This window comes from Curtobacterium sp. AC268, assembly GCF_979258745.1.
On sequence record NZ_OZ409878.1, the window covers coordinates 1852357 to 1872060 of the forward strand.

9 protein-coding genes are annotated in these 19704 nt (G+C 70.6%); 2 read left to right on the top strand and 7 right to left on the bottom strand.

Features of this window, described 5'->3' with window-relative positions:
- Position 1 precedes the first annotated feature (1 nt).
- Positions 2-2056 carry a serine/threonine-protein kinase gene (locus ACZZ9K_RS08755; protein WP_463443852.1) on the top strand — a complete coding sequence of 685 codons (2055 nt, stop codon included), beginning with the start codon at positions 2-4 and terminating at the stop codon, positions 2054-2056.
- A gap of 105 nt (positions 2057-2161) precedes the next feature.
- On the opposite strand, the gene ACZZ9K_RS08760 is transcribed toward ACZZ9K_RS08755, so the two are convergent.
- From ACZZ9K_RS08760 to ACZZ9K_RS08770, 3 genes are read right to left on the bottom strand one after another with little or no spacing between them, the layout of a single operon-like run.
- Positions 2162-6433: an FtsK/SpoIIIE domain-containing protein gene (locus tag ACZZ9K_RS08760; protein WP_463443853.1), complete on the bottom strand. Its 4272-nt coding sequence runs from the start codon at positions 6431-6433 to the stop codon at positions 2162-2164.
- A 37-nt stretch (positions 6434-6470) separates the two neighbouring features.
- Positions 6471-7877, bottom strand: coding sequence for a type 1 periplasmic-binding domain-containing protein (locus tag ACZZ9K_RS08765; RefSeq protein ID WP_463443854.1), 1407 nt, complete (start codon positions 7875-7877; stop codon positions 6471-6473).
- Complete coding sequence (locus tag ACZZ9K_RS08770; protein ID WP_463443855.1) at positions 7874-10630, bottom strand: hypothetical protein; 2757 nt, start codon at positions 10628-10630, stop codon at positions 7874-7876. Before ACZZ9K_RS08770 ends, ACZZ9K_RS08765 begins: the two co-directional genes overlap by 4 nt.
- Before the next feature lie 253 nt (positions 10631-10883).
- Here ACZZ9K_RS08770 and ACZZ9K_RS08775 point away from each other — a divergent pair, with 253 nt between their 5' ends.
- Positions 10884-11477 carry a hypothetical protein gene (locus ACZZ9K_RS08775; protein ID WP_027466622.1) on the top strand — a complete coding sequence of 198 codons (594 nt, stop codon included), beginning with the start codon at positions 10884-10886 and terminating at the stop codon, positions 11475-11477.
- 317 nt (positions 11478-11794) lie between these two features.
- Here the strand turns inward: ACZZ9K_RS08775 and ACZZ9K_RS08780 are convergent, their stop codons facing one another.
- The 4 genes from ACZZ9K_RS08780 to ACZZ9K_RS08795 form a co-directional block, all read right to left on the bottom strand.
- Entirely contained in the window at positions 11795-12076 is a 282-nt protein-coding gene (locus ACZZ9K_RS08780) for a hypothetical protein (protein ID WP_463443856.1), read from the bottom strand.
- Between the two features lie 328 nt (positions 12077-12404).
- Positions 12405-13241: a hypothetical protein gene (locus tag ACZZ9K_RS08785; RefSeq protein WP_463443857.1), complete on the bottom strand. Its 837-nt coding sequence runs from the start codon at positions 13239-13241 to the stop codon at positions 12405-12407.
- A gap of 631 nt (positions 13242-13872) precedes the next feature.
- Positions 13873-14112, bottom strand: a complete 240-nt coding sequence (locus ACZZ9K_RS08790) for a hypothetical protein (RefSeq protein WP_138801976.1) — start codon at positions 14110-14112, stop codon at positions 13873-13875.
- Positions 14113-14195: 83 nt separating this feature from the next.
- A complete protein-coding gene (locus tag ACZZ9K_RS08795) occupies positions 14196-19616 on the bottom strand; it encodes a DUF6531 domain-containing protein (RefSeq protein WP_463443858.1) in 5421 nt (1806 codons plus the stop codon).
- Positions 19617-19704: the final 88 nt, after the last annotated feature.

Sequence of the window (19704 nt, forward strand, 5' to 3'; positions counted from 1 at the left end):
CGTGGTCGGCGAGGGGTCGGCCATCGGGGGGATCGGGGAACGCGTGGCGCAGGACCGTCAAGGGCAGTACGGCCAGGGCGAACCGCTCGGTGCGTCCTACCGACTGGTCGAGCTCCTCGGGACCGGCGCCACCGGAGAGGTCTGGCGGGTCGAGCACTCCGCGACCGGCGAGGCTTTCGCGGCCAAGCTCCTGCGTGCCGAACTCGCCGCCGACCCGCAGATCGTCGAGCGCTTCGTCCGCGAACGCTCGGTGCTCCTCGCCCTGCAGCACCCGTCCATCGTGCGCGTCCGCGACCTGGTCGTCGAGGGCGACCGGCTCGCGATCGTCATGGACCTGGTGCCGGGTGGGTCCGCCCGCGACCTGCTCGCGTCGAACGGTCCGCTCCTCCCGCGGGACGCGCTGACGATCACCGCCGAGACCCTCGACGCACTCACCGCGGCGCACGAGCAGGACGTCACCCACCGTGACGTGAAGCCCGACAACGTCCTGCTCCAGACCGCGTGGGCCCCCGGTGCCACCGGTGCCGTCCGGGTGACCGACTTCGGGATCGCGTCGGTCGTCGCCGAACGCGAACGCACGACCACCGGGCTCCTCGGCACGCCGCAGTACATGGCACCCGAGTCGATCAGCCACGGACGCTCGGGTCCTGCCGCCGACGTCTACGGCGCCGGGGTCATGCTCTACGAGCTGCTGTCCGGTCGCACGCCGTTCGCCGGCCCGGGTACGGACTTCGCCGTGGCCTACCGCCACGTCACCTCGAACCCGCCCCCGCTCGACGTGCCCGACGCCCTGTGGGCCGCGGTGTCCGCCCTGCTCGCGAAGGACCCGAACGCCCGGCCGTCGGCGGCCGACGCGGCGGGGACCCTCCGTCGGCTCGCACGGTCCCTCGCCTCGGAACCCGCACTGGTCGCCTCCAGCGACCCGGACTCGTTCGACGAGGTCGAGCGTCCGGCGACCGTCGTCCGTGGGGTCCGTCCCGACGACGCGACGGGATCCCGGACCACCACCGGGGACGACGCCGCGGTCGTCGGGCCGGCCCCGGAGCTCGGCCCCGCCGGGTCGCAGACCGTCATCCGGCCGATGGCGCGGCAGCCGCTGCCCGCCGCACCGGCCGCTGAGCCCGAACCGACGCGTCGGTTCGCCCGCCCGGAGTGGCTGACCGACCGTGCGCTCCTGTTCGGCGGCATCGGCGTCGTGCTCGTCGCCGCGCTGGTCGTCGGTGGCGTCGTGTGGCTGCCAGGGGCCCTCCGGAAGACGCCGGGCACCGGTACCGCGACCGCACAGGCCGCCAACGCCTACCAGCAGGACCGGCCACTGCCCACCGGGCTGGCGACCACACGGCGCGCCACCGTCGACCCGGCGAAGGGCACCGTGGACCTGCGCGTCACGTACGCGGCGCAGGCGGCGACCCTCAGCGGACCGTTCCTCGAGGTGCTGCCGGGTGCCCGCTCGGGAGCCTCCTGCCCCGCCGTCACCTGGTCCGGCGAGGGCATCACCGCGAAGCGCAACCAGCCGTCACTGACCGGCGTGGACACCGCGTGCGCGTGGAGCCTGTCCGGCGTCGAGGTCCCGGCTGGCGGAGACGTCACGGTCGAGGCCTCGGTGCCACTCACTGTCAAGGACGGTGCAGCGCTGCAGACCTGGCTCGACGGCGTCGGCGAGGCGACCACCGCAGCCGTGACCGACGACGCCGTGCGAGGGACCGCCTACCCCGTCCAGCGGTTGCAGGGCGTCGAGGTCCGGACGCCCGACCGGACGGTCAGCCAGACGGCACTGCCGGTGACCCTGGTGCCGGTCTGGCCGAACGGTGCCGACGAGCTCAACCCGCTGTACCGCAGTCCGAGCAGCGGGCGCCCGTCGCAGATGCTCGTCGACGTGGCCGGCGGGGAGTCCGGCGTACGGTTCGCCGACGGCTGCTCGGGCGCGTTGGCCGTGTCGTCCGACGGGCTCGTGGTCACCGCACTCTCCGTCGCCCCGTCGTGCACCGTCCGGGCGACGGTGGGGAACTTCACGAACCTCGAGAGCTCGCCCTTCGGGATCACGACGCGCGACTGAGCGCGTCTGCCACGCGCGTCCATCGCACGACTGAGCGCGACCAGCAGGCGGACTGGAGGCCCGTGGCGGCGTCGCCACGGGCCTCCAGTCCGTCTGTCGGTCGGGTCAGCTTCCTGCGGACGCGGTCTGGACCAGGCGGACGGCGCCGCCGGACGACGCGTAGCCGCGCCCCACGGTCAGCGCGACCGGTGCACGGCGCGGGAGCGTGACGCCGAGCAGCTCGCCGTCGTAGTCGACGTCCGGCTGCAGGAGCACGCCGCACCGCGACTTGCGGACGGCGCGGGTCCAGTGGCTGTAGAGCGACCGGAGGTCGGCGGACCGACCGGCGGCGACCACGCACAGACCGGGACGCTCCGTCGCGAGCAGGGTGGCGATCGCCTGGTCGCCGTCGTCGAAGCGTTCGGCGTCGTCGATGAGCAGCAGGACCGGACCGCGCTCGAGCCGCAGCCCGGCCAGCAGTGCCGGGACCTCGTCGGGTCCGACGGCGATGCGGTCGAACGATTCCGAGGCGAGCGGTGACCGACGGTCACAGATCGCCCAGACGGCCGGGCGGACGCCCTCTGCAGAGCGCGCCAGTGCCGCCAGCGCCAGCAGGACGGTCGACTTGCCCGAGCGGGCCGGCCCCGCGACGAGCACGTGTTCGCCGTCGTAGACCTCGAGTGCGGCCGGAGCGAGGTCGTCCTCGGCGACCCCGACCGGCAGCCGCCACGGCTCGCTGGAGAAGACCGCACCGGCACCGAGCTCGTCGACCAGGACGGCGTCGGGCAGCCGCCCGACCGCACTCGCCTTCGGAGCGGTGCCGGACCAGCGTTCCGCGAGGCGCTCGACCGCCTGCGCGAGCGGGACGTCGGGCGTCGCCACGTGCGACTGCAGGCGCATGACCGAGTCGATGAATCGACCCGGCACCGGCGGCGGGACGTCCTTGGGGCGGACGCCGATCGAGGCGTAGTCGTACGGGTCCGCCAGGCGGAACATCCACTTCTGGGTGGTCACTTCGTCCATCGCGGACGGCACGGCCTTGGCCCGTGTCGTCGACACGGCGAACGAGATGCCCAGCGCGGGCCCCTCGGCGTAGACGCGGTACAGGGCGTCGAGCAGCAGCTGGCCCTCGAAGTCCTGGTACTCGTCGCGCAGTGCCGCGAGACCATCGATCAGCACGATGGCACGGCGGCCGCCCGGAGTGGCACGACGGCGCTCGAGCTCGACGCGCAGGTGGCGGAGGAACCGCGCCTGCAACTCCCCCGCGCCGGCACCGGAGCCGACGTAGGCCGTGGTGTGCGGCAGCCGGGCGAGCGGAGCGAGGTCCCCTGGGCCCATGTCGAGCACCAGCAGGTCGAGGTCCTCCGGGCTCGTCCGGTCGGCGAGCTGCAGGGCGAGGGTGGCCAGCGCGGTGCTCGTCCCGCTGCCGGGGATGCCCATGAGCATGAGGTTGCCCTCGTCGAGGTCCCATCCTGTGGTGACCTGACGCTGGTGGTCGGGGTCGTCCGCCAGGGCGACGGGCACCGTCCGCGACGTGTCAGCGGCGTCGGCTGCTGCCAGCGCACCCAGCTCGACGCGGTCGCCGAGTGCCTCGGGCCAGATCGGGCGCGGCGGAGCGTAGCCGGCGGCGGCGTTCGCCTGCCCGATCGACTCGATGAGCTGGTCGAGGTCGGTCACGTCGGACGCTGTCGGAGCCGGGGCGGGCATCGGCGCGGGAACGCCGAAGACGTCCGTCGGACGGACCGACACCGGCTGTTCGGCACGTTCGTCACGGGCGCCGCCGGTGACGAGGGCTGTCTGCACCGGGGTGATGTCGTCCTGCCCGAGCTTCACGTAGGCGCGACCGGTCTGCTGGCGACCGATGCCGGCGGCGGCGGGGACGCCGATCACGTTGGTGGAGTCCTCGCGGCTCTGCACCCGCAGCGCGACACGCATGTTGGTGTTCGCCAGGATGTCCTCGCTCACCACGCCGGCCGGCCGCTGGGTGGCCAGGATCATGTGGACGCCGAGTGTGCGCCCGACCGCCGCGACGGCGACGAGCGAGGTCAGGACGTCGGGGAAGTCCTTCGCCAGCATCGCGAACTCGTCCACGACGAGGAGCAGGCGCGGCATCGGCTCGACCGGCTTCGTCGCCAGGTAGGCGTCGAGGTTGTCGATGTCCGCCCCGGCCGCGGCGAACACCCGCTGCCGTCGCTCGAGCTCGGCCTCGAGCGCACGGATCGCCCGGTCGGCGAGCTGCTCGTCGAGGTTGCTGATCGTGCCGATGGTGTGCGGCAGCCGCTCGCAGGCGGCGAACGCGGCCCCGCCCTTGAAGTCGACGAGCAGGAAGTTCAGGCGCGTCGGGTCGTTCCGCGCAGCGAGCCCGGCGACCAGCGACCGCAGGAACTCGCTCTTGCCCGAACCCGTCGTGCCACCGACCAGGCCGTGTGGTCCGTCGCGAACGAGGTCGATCTCGAGGACACCGCTCTCCGACGACCCGATCGGGGTCGAGAAGCCGGTGCGGGCGTCCCAGGCCGCGCGGATCGCATCGGCGGGGCTCGTGCCCGTCGGGGTTCGCGCGACCGTGTCGTCACCCGCGAGCAGCTCCGGCAGGCGGACGAGCGACGGCAACGACGCCCCCGGCACCAGCAGTTCGGGATCGTCGAAGTGCGCCACGCTGCGGGCGCTCCGTTCGGCGGTCTCGGCGCTGAGGCCGGCGAGCACGACGTCCTCGACGCGGGTCCGGTCCTCCGGCCGGTAGACCGTCGCTGCGGCGTCGGCACCGACCGTGATGATCGTCGTGCAGGCTGCGGGGAGCTGCTGCTCGTTGGTCGCGATGACGATCCCGCTCACCCGTCGGGGCTGCTCGCCGGGACGGAGCGACTGTCCGGGCACGGTGCGCCCTTCGCCGAGCAGGTTCCGGGCGGGTGCGTCGCGGCCCTCGGTGAGCACCTCGGAGTCGACCACGACGAGCAGGTTCGGGGTCGGGAGTTCGTCGAGCGACTCCCGCAGCCCCCGGAGCATCGCCGCGCTCTGGTCGCGCTGCGCCGACATCCAGCGGGCACCGGTACTGCTCCCCGCCACGCGCGCGTGCGGCAGCCAAGAGGCCCATCCCCAGTCGTCCGCGCGGCCGGCGTCGCAGAAGATGCCCACCGTCAGGTCGGCGGGCCCGCAGTGCACGGTGGCCTGCGTGAGCAGACTGCGCGCCAGCGCGAGCGCGCCCTCGCGGTCGCCGACGATCCCGACGACGCCGGCGTCGGACAGGTCCGCCACGACCGGCGCAGCGGTGAGGCGACTGTCGGCGATGGCGGCCTTCGCCTCGTCCTCGAGCTTGGACGACGCCGCCCGCTGATCGAGTTCGGGGCGCCACGGTGCGTCACCGGTGCCGGCGTGCAGGCTGAGGAAGTCGGCGTCCTCGGAGCGTCGCTGCCACAGCAGGGTGGTGGGGAGCTCGGCCCGACGGACGACGGTGGCCGGGTCGGGGACGAGTTCCTGCCGACGGGCCGCCTCGACCGCTGCGGCCTCGGCGATCTCACCCCGGAAGGACTCCACGGCCTCGGCGAAGCGGGTGTCCTCCTCCTTCAGGTTCTTCGCCCGACGGTGCTTCTGCTCGAACCACATGCCGATCGCGGTGACCGGCGACAGCAGCGCGAACAGGGCGAACCGGGCGTCGCCGAGCAGGAGCACCATCGCGCCGGCGAGGACCAGCGGCGCTGCGACGGTGATCCAGCTGAACTTCGAGGCCTGCGGGACCTCGCGCTTGGCCGGTGGGTCGACGGTCTCGGTCTCGGTGTTCCGCCCGGCTCGGGGCGGGCGGTTGAACGGCGCGGTCGCCGCGGGCGTCAGGTTGGCCAGGGAGCCCGCGGCCGGCACGGGGACCTCGTCCAGCGCTGGCCGGACCAGCAGCACGGCGCCGCCCACGATGACGCTCGTGGTCCCGGTGAGCAGGACTCCCTCGGCATCGATGCGCTCGCCCGCGATCACGGTGCCGTTCGTCGACCCGGCGTCACGCACCCGGACCCCGTCGTCCTCGCGCTCGATCGTGCAGTGCTCCCACGAAGCGCTTTCGGTGGGCAGCACGACATCGGCTTGCGGAGCCCGGCCGACGACGAGCTTCCGGCTGCGCGGGACCGGTACGACGAGACCCGCGTCGAGTCCCCCGGCGAGGGTGACGCTCCACCCGTCGATCGTCTGCGGTCGCTCCTGCGGTGCGCGGCCGATGCGGGATCCCTCGAGCAGGACGAGGTCGCGCAGCGGGGTCGCCGCACTGGTGCGGTGACCGTCGACCGCGAGGGTCGTCTCGGCATCCAGTTCGACGCCGATCGCCGCCGAGAGGAGCTCCCCCAGCGAGGACGCGCCGGACCACCCGTCGACCTCGACCGCTTCACGTCGGTCGTCGAGCTCGATCAGCAGGCGCATGCTCGCGGTGTCCTTCTCGGGGTTGTGCGTGGGTGGGTCAGCGTGCGGTGGAGTCCTCGAACCACACCAGCGAGGTGGCCTGAGCCGCGTCGTCGCCGGATGCGTCTTCGGAGCCAGCAGCGGCGGCGTCGTCGGGTCGGAGTCCGAGTGGCTGTGCCGAGGCCGCCAACACCGTCGCGGGCGCACCGAGCGCCTGCTGCCGCGTGAAGTCGAGCGCCGGGCCGGCGATGCCCGCCGCGGAGTCGAGGTCCAGCGCGGCGAGGGCATCGGTCACGTCGGAGGGCTCGGCACTCCCCGCCTTGCCGACTGCGCGGACCAGGGCGACGACGGCGTCGTGGCTGCGGGAGTCCGCTGCTCCGGCCACCGCCGAGAACGGCCGGTCACCCGTCAGGTTCTGGGCGTCGGGATCGTCGGCGAGCACCCGGACCCCACCGAGGAACGCGGACATCGCCCGACCTTCGGCGTCCGAGGAGAGCGCCCGTGCGTCGTCGGTGGCCACCCCGACGGTGCGGAAGGAGCCGCTCAGGCTGCCGCCGGCATCGATGAGTGCGGCGCCGAAGGCCGGACTCGTCGCGTCCGGGGTGAGGACGACCGGCACGGTGACGTCTGCGGCCTGCAGTGCTGCCACCAGGGCACCCTGTCGTTGCGCGGACCCGCTGACGACGACAGCGTCCGAGTCCGGCGCGGCCTTCGGGTCGGCGTCCGAGGCCTCGGCGGTGCCCTCGTCTGCGTCGGTCGCGCCGGTCCGTGAGGCGATGGTCTCGGCGAGCTCGCCGGTGTCAGCGGTGTCGTCGCCGTCGAGGACGTGCGCCACTCGGAGGCCTGCGGGCGCACCACCGCCGAGGTTCACCAGGAGCGGCGACTTCGCGTCGCCGAGCGCCGTCGTCATCGCGGCGCCGATCGACTCGGCGGTCGGGGCGGTCGACCACGAGTCCTTCTCGGCCGAGGTGTAGGGCACCACCACCGGGATGTGCTTCTCGGCCGCCGCCGTCAGCGCTCCGGAGACGTGCTTGCCGGACGACGCGACGACGATGCCGGCGACGCCGCTCTTCGCCAGGGACTCCACCGCGGTCTTCGCGCCCGCGGACGTTCCGCCGTCGTTCTTCGTGACGAGGGTGATGTCGGTCCCGCCGAGTGCCAGTCGTCTCTCGGCGACCAGGGCACCTTGTGCCGCCTCGTTCCACTCGGAGCCTTCACCGTCGCCCAGGGTGACGACGACGCCGATCTTCGTGGTGTCGGGGACGTGCTTGACGGTGATCTCCACCGGCACGGTGGCCGGGACGGCCTCGGCCGGCGTGCTGCTGCCGATCGCCCGGAAGGTCAGGACGGCGGCGACCACCGCGGCGACCAGGAGCACCGCGATGGCGGCGATGACCAGCGGACGGCGGTTGCGCGGACGTCCCGCCTCGGGGCCATCGGACTCGTCGATCGTCTGGTCGCTCATCGGTCCGCCCCGATCCGGAAGGTGTACAGCGTGGTCGAGGTCGCGCTGGCCGGCACCTTGAGCTGGAAGGCGGGCAGCGTCGTCGCGGCGTCGAGGGAGGCCCGGAACTGCTCCTGCTGGAGCAGGATCCCGGCGACGTCCTCGGCGCGGACGTTCGCGTAGCCTGCGGCGTTCTGCGAGGCCAGGGCGAGCTGGTAGTCGGCGGAGTCGGACTTCGCCGCGCTCGTGGCCATCGCGCCGAGGATGCCGGATCCGTTGACCTTGCGGTCGCCCAGGTCGAGCATCACCCGGTTGAGGTCGCCGGTCAGCAGCGTGGAGGCTCCCTGCACGTCGCGCGTCGAGGCGCTCGTGCTCGCAGCGATCTGCTCGAGACTCGAGGCCGTCTGACGGTCGACGGCGGATGCCAGCTCGGAGCCTTCCTGCTCGAGCGTCCCCCGCTGCTCGTCGATCGTGCCCTTCGAGTCCTTCGTGACCTCGCCCGAGGTGGACCGGAGCCCGGAGATCGACTTGTCGAAGGCCGAGATGACGGCGTCGCGGCTGCCCTTCGCGGTCTCACTGACCTGCCGCACCTGCTGGTCGATGATCTTCTGCACGTCCTTCTCGGACTGCGTCGATGCGTCGGCGAAGGCCTTGCGGACCGCGTCCTGCAGCTGGGTCTGCTGCGTGCTGATCGCGGTCAGCTGGGTGCCGACCACAGCGCTCGACTTCGTTGCCTGCTCGACGAGTTCCTGGAGCTCCTGCGCCGCTCCCTCGACCGAACCGCCGTCGTTGCGCACTGCCCGGCGGACCGCGGCGATGCCGTCGTCGAGCGCGTCGACGTCGTCGGACAGCGTCGTGACGGCGGCACCGATGCCGGTCTCGGAGCGGAGATCGGTCGCCGCGACCACCGCGTCCCACTGCTTCGCCTGGTCCGTGAGGCGTTCGTCCATCGGGGTGCTGAAGCGTCCACCGGGCCGCAACGTCGTGCCCTCTTCGGCACCGGGGCACGGCGTGGCGGTCAGGTACCCGCGCAGCGCATCGGCCTGCTCGGCGTCGAGCTGGTCCGTCGCCGCGAGGGCGCAGAGCTGGTCGGCGACCTCGAGGTTCTGCGCCTGCATCGACGTGCTGAACCGACCGTCGCCGGCGTTGCCCACCAGCCCGCGCGCTGCGACTGCCTGCCGGTTCACCGTCGTGACGGCGTCGCGCACGGGGCCGAGGTCATCAGCGGTCTGGTCGCGGAGGTCCTGCAACGCCTGCAGGGTGCGCGCGACCTCACCGGTGCCGTCGGCGCCGAGGGCCTGCACGGCGGTTTCGATCTCGCCGAGCTTGGCGCGCAGGGCGTCCGACTGCTCGATCGCCGTGTCCGCGAGCTTGGGGTCGAGCTGGTCGGCGAGCTGCTGCCCGGTGCTGACCAGGCCGATCAGCGAGGTGCTCACCGCACGCGACGAATCCCAGAGCGCGCAGGTCAACGATCCACGGGCCTCCTGAGGGGCACACGTCGTCTCGTCCGGCGAGGCCGGGCCGACGGCAGCGGTGAGCTGCGCACTCACCTGCTGCTTGCACGCCTCGCTCGCATCGGCGTAGCCGGTGAGCTGCGCCGAGACGCGGAGGAGGTTGCCGTAGACGCTGCCGCCTGCTGACGGGGTCTTCGGCGTCGCCGCACAGCCGTTGCCGTCGAGCACCGTGGTGGGGGCGGTCGCCGAAGTGTCACCGAGCAGGCCATCGAGGCTCGTGGTGGTCTGCTGGAGCTGCTGCAACACCGTCGACTGCGTGGCCTTGACCGTGGTGCCGAGGTCGCTGTTCAGTGAGCCGAGCTGTCCGGAGAGGGACTGCATCGTGCTGGCCAGGGAGGAGCTGCTCTCCTTGAGGCGCTCGGCCGTGCTGACGCCGAGGGTCTCCGACGTGGTCTCGAGGTTCGACCGGACCTCGGTGATGGTGCCACCGGCACGCGCCAGCACCTCGTTCACCTGCGAGATCAGGTCGATCGTGCGGCGCTGGAGCGCGAGTTCGGAGTCGCTGTCGGACCCGAAGGCCGCGTTGACGACGCCCGTGGAGGACAGGTCCGTGGACAGCCCGGGCTGCGCGGCGACGTCGATGGTCGGCGCGGTGAAGTCCTCGACGTCGGCGACGAGGTGCAGCGTGCTGCTCGCACCGGAGGTCGGCGGGGCGAGCAACCGGCCCCACTGGACGACCGCGTCGCCGTCCTCGTTGGTGCTCACGACACCATCGGTCGACGAGCCGGAGTCGGCCGAGTCCGTGACGACGCGGTCGGCGGCGGTCCCCGTCAGCACGGTCGACGCCGCGATGCTGAAGGGCGCGCCCACGAGTGCCGGGGTCGAACGCGACGTGCCGGCGACGTCGTAGGTCAGGTTCTTCGAGGTGACCGTCAGGTTCTCGATCGTCAGGTCGATCGCCACCCGGCCCGAGTACCCGTCGAGGTCGGCCAGGTCCGTGCCGGTCTTCTTCTTGGTCGAGTACTGCGTCGTGATGCGCAGTGGCAGGTCACTCGCCGCCTTCGCTGGGTCGTGCTCGGTCGTCGCGGACGAGGAGTCCTTGCCTGCGACGGAGATCGCGGTGTCCGAGATCGACGTGATCGAGCCGTCCGCGGCGAGGCGCGTGTCGACGGTCTGCAGGACCCTCGAAGGGTCGGCGACAGGCTTGTCGTCGGAGGTGCAGCCGGCGAGCACCAGCGCAGCGATCCCCGTGACGGCGACCGTCCCCGCGATCCGTCGTCCGGTCCGTCGTGCTCCGGTGTTCCCGGCACGCTGGTTCATCACGGTCTTCCCCCCAAGAGAATCGTCGAGCACATCGATGCTAGTTGCTGAACGGCGTCAGGTCCGGGCTGCTCTTCCCCGGGAGCCACCCCCGTTCGGGCCACAGCTCGCTACTGAAATCCAACATAGAGCATCCGCGAGGGTGCTCGGGCCTGTCCACAGGGCGCTGATACTCTGCACGCATGATCCAGGGGGACCAGGGCGTCGCGCCCTTCGAACGACGGCGCACGAACGCACGAACGGGGGCGGACCGGTGAACATCAACCTGTCGCCGGTGCTCATCGCGCTGATCGCCATGATCACCATCCCGGCCGCCGTCAGCGCGCTCGTCCGTCAGAACGACCGGAAGCGGCCACCGTCCACCGTCGTGGGCGACGAGGCGTACGGCGTGCTCTTCACCGTCCGTGCTCGCCGGTTCAGCTACCTGCTGCTCCGGATCATCGGGATCGTCGTCATCGTCGTCGGCGGGTTCTTCTTCCTGGCCACGCTCAGCCTGCTTGACGACCCCGACGCGATCGGCATGCTCATCGCCGGCGTCGGCATGGTGCTGTTCGGGATCCTGTTCGTCTACCTCGGCGTCGGGCAGAAGCGCCGTCGCGTCGAGGCGTACGACTCGCAGCTGGTCGTGACGCCGATGTTCCGTGCCGCGCGGACCGTCGACCCGGCGGCGATCAAGCGCATCCGGCCCACCACCAACCGGTTCGGCGGACTCGACATCAAGGTGAACGGCCAACGCGGCGTGATCAGCGTCCTGTCGATCGACGCCGCCTACCCCGAGCTCTGTGCGTGGCTCGAACAGCGGGCACCGGCGCAGTGGGGTGAGTTCGTCGGGGCCTTCGGGCGCTGAGCGGCGCGCTGCTGCTGCACTGGGCCGACGGACCTACCGTGTTCGCACGGGCTCGAAGCTCTTCACGTACACGGCCTGGCGGATCGTGTTCAGGAACTCCCGCATCGTGAAGGAACCCTCGCCGACGTCCAACCGGTAGCGCTCCCCCTCGGCCAGGTCATCCTCTTGTCGCGATCCGCAGCCCAGGCAGCACAAGCGCCCCGCAGTCGGACGTCTCGAACACGACCTGCGACGTCGACGAGTCGACGCCCTTCTGGGAGTGACACGAGTCCGCACTACTGTGCGCCGAGCTGACGGTGCAGCCATTCAGTCCTGGGTCACTCGACTGCAGCCCCGATGTCCGTCGTACGGTGCGGGCCAACTTTCCGTCGCACCGCTTTGGAAAAGGCCAGCACCAGCGCCCCCAGCTCGCTCTCGTAGGGCCAGGTGTCGGCAACAAGGCGGGCGGCGCCCTGTATCCCGCTGCGGTACGCCGGATGACCGGGCGCCTGCTCGAATGCGGCAATGAGGACAGATCGTACGGCTGCTATCTGCACAGCCGACGCGGCGTCCTCGACGGCGTGATCGTCGAGTTGCTTGAGCAATTCCGACAAGGTCATGTTCTGCCGTGCCCCTTCAGCGCTGGAACAGCGAGTCCGTCACGGGAATGTGCGCGTCACCCGCAGCAGCGCGGAGAGTGACCGCTGGAACGCTTCGGTCGCAGGGACATCGCCCGCGCCGTCAGGCGTGACCACGAACATGTCGCCCATGCCCCCTGCCCCCGTGTTCGACGCGGAGTAGATCCTTCGGTAGATCCGCCGCCGAACAAGCCCAGCAGAGGGATGACGACGAAGACGACGATCGAAGTCGCGATCCTGTCCTGCCGCACGCACCTTCACGGTGCGCGTCGTTCACCCCTCGTGTGACGCATCGACATCGGCCGGAAAGTCACTGGGGCTCGCTGACGCCGTACACCTCCGGGGCCAGCGGCACCCACGGTGCATGCTGCCTGACCCAGTACGACGCACCCCCGACGGTGAATGCGTACGCCCCGAGGGCACGGTCGTAGCGGCGGGCGAAAGCGTCTTGGTTCCCGAACGAGATCGTCTTCGAATAGGTCAGACGGCCACAATCAGATGTGTCGAACCCCACACCAGCGTAAGAAGCGCCGACGCCCTTCGCGGACCGACTCGACAGCGTGACTGCTTCCGCAGACGTCACCGTGCATGTGACCCGCTCCCGGTGCGCGCTGTCGTATGCGTTCATGACGAACAGGCCCGGGAACATGGCGAGCGTGAAGAGGTAGAAGGCGACGATGGTCAGCATCGATATTGCGTTGCGGACCGGCTTCGGCTTCGTCTGGTGAGTGAGCTTGCTGAAGAACGCCTGGTGCTGGGCCCAAGGCTCGCCGCCGTTCTGATCGAGCCAGTCGTTCAGCGCGTCGTAGCGGCGGTGGAACCGGTTCGATTGGAACCCACGTCGTCCGCGAGCGGTTGCAGCGCTGAGGTCGTCGTTGCCCTTCCCTGACGCTCGAAAGTGGGCAAGTTCGCCAGGACGGATGGTCCTGGTGCGGCCGAGGTTCACGGTCGCCTCGAGTCGGTCAGGGAACACCTTGACGCGAGTGCGGACCGTGGTCACCGCCAGGAACAGTCCCAGCAGCCCGAAGAACAGCAGGAGCGCGCTACACCAGATGCGGGTGAACCACGCGCCACCGAACACATCCGCCGAGCACGCCAACCACGCTCCTGCGGCGATTATCCCAGTTGACAGCAGCAACCACGCCACTGGCACCACCCTGTTCCCGCGGACCAGCACCGGCTCGCCCTGAGAAGTTTCCAGCACGTGTTCCCCAGTCACCCTCTTGTCACGTACCTATCCCTCGCAACCAAAAATGAACCTGCTCAACAGCACTCCCACGAAAGCAGCCATTGGCTGCTGCAATTCATCGCTTATACTCGAAGGCTGTCGGATACCGATTTGTCACCTGGAGCGCATCTCGGAACCACCAGGAAGATGCGCCAACCGAGAACTGGAACGTCCCGCCTCCGGACAAATCCCGCGCAACGCGCTCCTGTGAAGACTTTGTCACCCCCTGCAAGATGAGAACGCCGCAGTCTTCCGTCTCCACCTTCACGTAGGAGAACGGTGCCCCCAATCCAGTGCGGCTCACCGTTGACCCCGCGTAGACCTCTGCGCTAGAGACGCTGCACGGCATGGTTCCCCGGTGCGTTTCGTCGTACGCGCTCATCCAATATGGCCACACCAGCAGCAATACCAGCGACACCACGACGCCGAAAGCCCAGACGGCCAGGATGATCCAGGTTCTTCGATTCCCCTTCTTCGGGGGCTCCGACGCGGCGGCTGGCTCGCGCAATCAGTACACCTCTCGTCATGGAGCGACGTAGGGCCAAAACCATCACGGGAACGTACGAGTTTCCTTCAGCAGCGCGTGGAGGCAAGCTTCAAAGGCCTTGGTCGCAGGCACATCGCCGGTCCCGTCTGGTTTGGTCACGTAGAGATCGCTCATCCCTCCTGCTCCCGTATTCGCCGCTGAATAGATCGTGCGATAGATACGCCTCCGCCCAAGCATGGTCTCTTCCGCACACAATGCGTCGGCATGCCGCAGGTAGAAGGATTGCGCTGAATGCATGTCCATGCGCCCTAAGAATGCGGCCATTTGTCGACTTAGAGTCACTACCCTGTCGCGCCGATCACTTTTTCTTGACATCATCCATCCTTCTACGGAGCCAAGGGCCAGCTCTTGATGACATCGGCATGGGACCATCCGTCTGGAACGTATGTCTGATTTCCCCCGCCGCGGTACACAGAACCGTTCAAATCACGCTGAGGTGCTGCGTATCCTCGATACGCAGGCATCTTCTGGTCGAATCGCGCCGTAAACCCCGAGTTTTGGTTTGAAGCGCTTCCGTCCGGCCATGTCTCTGGAAGCGCCTTCTCACTCCGGACCTTCTCGATGCTCGTTGGCGCATCCGTTGACCACCAGTTCCCGGTGTGACGGCCGTCGATGTCACCCGAGCGGTGTAGCACGGTGCTCTCATCAACGTGACCCATGTGGTAGGACCATCCGGCGAACTTCTTAGTGTCGTCAAAGTTGAGCCACTTCGGCCCTCCAGCAGTCGCACCTCCTGTAGCTGCGCCGACGACTGCGGAAGAAGCCATCGCCCCGAGCGCACCGGTTACCGTGTGCGGCCCCGGCGAGGTCGCATAGTCCGCAAGTCCTGTCGCGCCTCCCTCAGTCGCTCCGGAACCGGCGCCGGCGGCCGCCCGCTTGAGTATGCCTGACCCGAGGCGCCGGGTGAGCGCGGCGCCAGTTCCGCCACCGATCATGCCCGTCACAGCGCCGATCGCAGTCTCCTTGCCGACCTCCCCCCAGTCGACGCGTCCGGTCGTCGCCTTCTGGGACGCGACCGAGATGCCGCCACTCATCAGAGCACCAGATGCTCCGAGCAGCGCCAAGCCTGCAACACCACCCACCCCGGTGAACATCAGCGCAACCCCGGCCACGATCGCCGCCCCCGCGACGATGTACTCCCAGTTGTCCTTCGTCCAGTTCACTGCCGACGAGATGAACCCCTGGTTCGCATCCCGGTACGCCTGCATGTCGGCATCGGTCGCCGGCCGCAGCCCGAGCGGGTCGACGGCCTGCAACGGGTCGTTGCCCGCGTACGAGTACGGGTTCCCCGACCACGCGGCACCCAGGATCGGCGCGAGCGGATCAACCGACAGGAAGCCCCGCGCCGCAGGGTCGTACACACGGGCCCCGAGCCACTCCAGCCCTGCGACGGACACCCCACCCGAGCCGGTCAGGGACACCCCCGCGGGCAGCCCGACGTCGGTGACGGCAGCGAGCGCAGCCCACGGGTCCGCAGCATCGGTCGCGCGAGCACTGCGCCAGGCGGGCTGCGTCACGGCATCGCCGATCGCGGTGACACCCCCCGGCAGGTCGAGCAGCGACGTGTCGGCGATGCTGATGAGCGACGGCACGACCGCGGCGGAGTCCCACCACGTGGCGACCCCACCCGCCTCGGCGAGCTCACCGAGCGCGTCGACCCAGACGTCGAGCCGACCGGTCTCGGCGTACGAAGCGTCGCGGTCGACGACGGCAGCGAGGTACCCCAGGTCGGACCAGGCGTACTCGGTGGTCGAACCGTCGGCGGCCGTCCGCCGGATGCGGCGGCCGAGACCGTCGTGGACGTACTCGATCCGGCCGGCCTCGGTGATCGTCGCGACCAGCTGTCCGGCAGCGTCGTAGTCGTGGAGCGTCTCGACACCACCGACGGTCTCGGCGACGAGTCGCCCACCGTCGTCGTAGGCCCACGTCGAGTCCCCGGCTCGCACGAGCTGCCCGGCGGCGTCGTACTCGTACGACACCGCTCCGGACGGTCCGTCGACCGCGGTGATCCGCGCGTCGGCATCGCGCTCGATCCGCGTGCTGGTGGCACCGTCGAGCGTGGTCGAGGTGTGCGCGACGAGGGCGCCTCCCTCGTACGACCACGACTGCACCAGGTCGCCCGTGGCCGCCTGGACGATACGACCCGAGGCGTCGTAGGAGAACGCGCCGGCAGCGGTGCCGTCACGGTCCACCCCGACGACGCGGCCGACGGCGTCGCGACGGTAGGTGGTTCGGGTGCCGTTCGGGTCGACCCGGGCAGTGCGGTTGCCGTCGGCGTCGTACTCCCACGCGACGGACTGGTCGCCTCGGGCTCGGCGGACGAGCAGGCCGCGGCGGTCGTGCTGGAGCTCGTGCTCGATCGTCCGGCCTGCACCACGGGTGTGGTCCGACACGACGACAGTTCGGTGGACGGCGTCGCGGGTGATCTCCGACTGCACCGCACCGTCGACGAGCACGGCCTGCTGGCGGCCGGCTGCGTCGTACGTCCACTCGGTGGTGCGGCCGTCGGGATCCGTCTGCCGGATCTGGCGCCCGGCCGGGTCGTAGGCCGCCGTGGTGGTCCGCCCGAGCGGATCGGTGACGGCGACCACGCGGTCGACGGCGTCGTACTCTCGTCGAGTGGTGCCGCCGGCAGGGTCGGTGATCGTCACCAGGCGCCCGCGCTCGTCGTACTCGAACGAGGTGACCCCGTCGAGACCGTTGACGACCTGGATCAGCTGCCCGGCTGCGTCGTAGCGGAACCGACGACGGCCGAAGCGTGCGTCGTGGCTGGAGACGAGCCTCCCGGCCTGGTCCCAGCGGAACCGCGCGGTGCCGGAACCCGGAGTCGTCTGCGTGACCACGCGCCCGACTGCGTCGTACGTGACCTCCTCGACCTCGCCGGTGGGCAGGGTCCGGGCCACGACACGGGAGTCCGCGTCGTAGGTGAGCGTCGTCCGCGCCCCCGCGGCGTCGGTGGCTGCGGCGGGACGCCCGCAGGCGTCGTACTCGTACGTGGAGCGCGCGCCCGAGGGGGCGACCAACGCGACGACGCGACCGGCGAGGTCGCGCTCGAGTCGGGTCAGTCCGCCTTCGCCGTCGACGAGTTCGACGGGGCGACCGGCGGCGTCGTAGGTGATGAGTTCGGAACCGGTCTCGTCAGACGTGGACTCGACGGGTCGGCCGTACTCGTCGAACCGGACGGTCGCGGTGTCGAAGGCGTCGCGCAGCGTCGCGACGCCGGTCGCGACGTCGTCCGAGAACTCCTGACGGACGCCCGTCGGGTCGACGGTCGCCGTCAGCTCGCCGACGACGTCGTACTCGCGACGCCAGGTCGCTCCGGCGGGGTCGGTGACGGCCTGGAGGCGCGACAAGGCGTCGTGCGCGAACGTCCAGACCGCGCCGCCCGGCAACGCGAGCTCCGCCAGGTTCCCCTGGTCGTCGAACGTCCGTGAGACGCGTCGACCCAGTGGGTCGGTCGTGGTCGCGAGTTCGCCGTTCGGGGCGTACTCGAGCGTCGTCCGTGCTCCGAGCGGGTCCGTGATCGCAGCGATCCGTGCTCCGGCGGCGTACTCGAAACGCCAGACCGCTCCGTCGGCGTCACGTCGTTCGACGAGGAGCCCGGCGGCGTCGTGGCGGTACTCGCTCCGTGCGCCGGAGGGGCTGATCGCGGCGACCGGGTGACCGGCGGCGTCGCGCTCGATCCGAGCGGTGTCGCCGACGGCGTTGGTGGTCGAGACGAGCTCACCGAACGCGTCGTAGGAAAGAGTCAGGACCACGCCGGTCGGGTCGACGACATGGGTGAGGGAGCCGTCCTGCCAGGTCAGCTCCGTCCGGCCGCCGACCGGGTCGACGATGACCGACGGGTCGCGGTCGTCGCCCACGTACTCGTAGCTCACGACGGCACCGGCCTCGGTGACGACCGTCGTCACGCGGTCCTGGTCGTCGTACCCGTAGGTCAGGTCGCCGCCGGACGGCGTGACGGTCCGGGTCTTCCGGCCGCGGTCGTCGTACGCGTGGACGGTCACCGACCCGTCGCGCTCGGTCGCCGACACCAGGTTGCCGTGCCGGTCGTAGCTCATCGACTGGCGTCGGTCGTCGGAGTCGATGATCCCGACCAGACGCCCCTTGGCGTCGGCGATGTAGGAGTTCGACCGCGAGCCGTCGTGGTCGGACACCACCGTGACGCGACCGGGCAGGTACGCGAAGCGCACGGTGCGGCCGTGCGGGCTGATCTGTTCGACCACGCGGCGCTGGTCGTCGTAAGTGTTGTCGACCTCGACGACACCGGCCGCACTCGTGACCGTCGTGATGAGGTCGTCGTCGTTCCAGCCGTAGGTCCGGGTGCCGACGGCGTCGGTCACCGAGACGAGTCGGCCGCGCTCGTCGTACCCGTACTCGACCCGGCGGCCGTCGGAGGCGCGGAGCACCGCCACCCGGCCGTCGACGTGGTCGATGTCGATCGAGCGCCCGCGCTCGTGCAGCAGGCGCACGACGACGTCGTCGGCGTCCCGCTCGACGCGGACCGCGGTGCCGGCACCGCCGCGCTGTCCGAGCCACAGCCCGGACGGCGAGAAATCGATGCGCTCACCCTGGTTGTCGCGGACGACGAGCCGGTCGCCCTCGGCCGCGAGCCAGCGGTTCTCGCCGACACCGCGCGCCCACCCCTCGCCGTCGCGCGGGAACCGGACCTGACGACCGTCGGCGCCGACGAACGACGCGCCTTCGTCGTCGAGGAGCAGGCGGGTCTCGAGGATCGACGCCCACCCCGGACCGAAGAGCCCGACGTGCTGGTCGAGGGAGTTGTACATGCGGGTCACCTGCAGCGCCGCAGATGCACCGGTGAACGCCAGGTCGAGCTCCGGCTCGAGGAAGTTGCCCGTCGTGGTGTTCACCGGGTCCATCGAGAAGCCGGTGGTGGGCTGGGCGCCGTAGGCCGTCGGCGGCTCGAACTGCAGATCGGTGCGGGTCTGCGAGACGCCGGCCGCGGCGAGCGCGGCTGCGAGCCCGGAGTCCGCGACGGTCGAGACCTCGCCCTCGCCGCCGGCCGCCGCGAAGGCGTCGGCGACGGTGTTGGCCCACGTGACATCCTGGTCGTTCGCCGCGATCCACTGCTCGAACGCCGTCACGACGCTGCCGGCGTCGATGTGCGCCCACGAGCACTTCGTGGCGAAGTCGGCGAGCTTGCCGCGGAGCGCCCCGGGCTTGCCGTCGAGGGCGCGGTTCAGCCCCGAGGAACCGGTCGCGAACGAGCGGAGGTCAGCGGGCCGGGCGGACGACGTGCCGCCGCCGCCACCACCGCCGCCGGCTCCGGGGTTCGGGGTCTCACGCGGCTTCGTCGTCACGGCCGGCGGGTCGAACTTCGGCGCCGGTTCGTTCTCGACGGTCGGCATCGGGTCGTAGTGGACCGTGTCGTTGAGGAAGTCCTGGAAGCCGTTGCGGCCGTCCTCGCGTTCCTGCCACTCGCGGGCGGTCTTGCGCCGCGCGCGCTCGTCCGCGGCGGCGGCCTTCATGGTGTCGATCCACCCGGCGACGGTCTCGAGGGCGTCGACGATGTTGGTGGCGTCGCTCGATGCCGTCCCCGCGTTCTGCGTGAAGAGCTGCGAGAAGTGCCCGCGGAACTCCTGGGAGGCGGTCGTCACGTACGACTGCCTCGATGCCTTCTGTCCGCTGATCGCGTCAGCCGACGCGGTCAGCGAGCTCTTGAGCGCATCCGCGGTGGCATCGTCGAACTCGATCGAATCCGTGTTGGCGTGGATCTTCGCCATGGTCGTCCCCCCAGGGTCGGTGCTGGTCGTGCTGATCGTGCTGGTGAAGCGGCCCCACCGACCGCGAACGCCCGGACCGCCGCGAGTG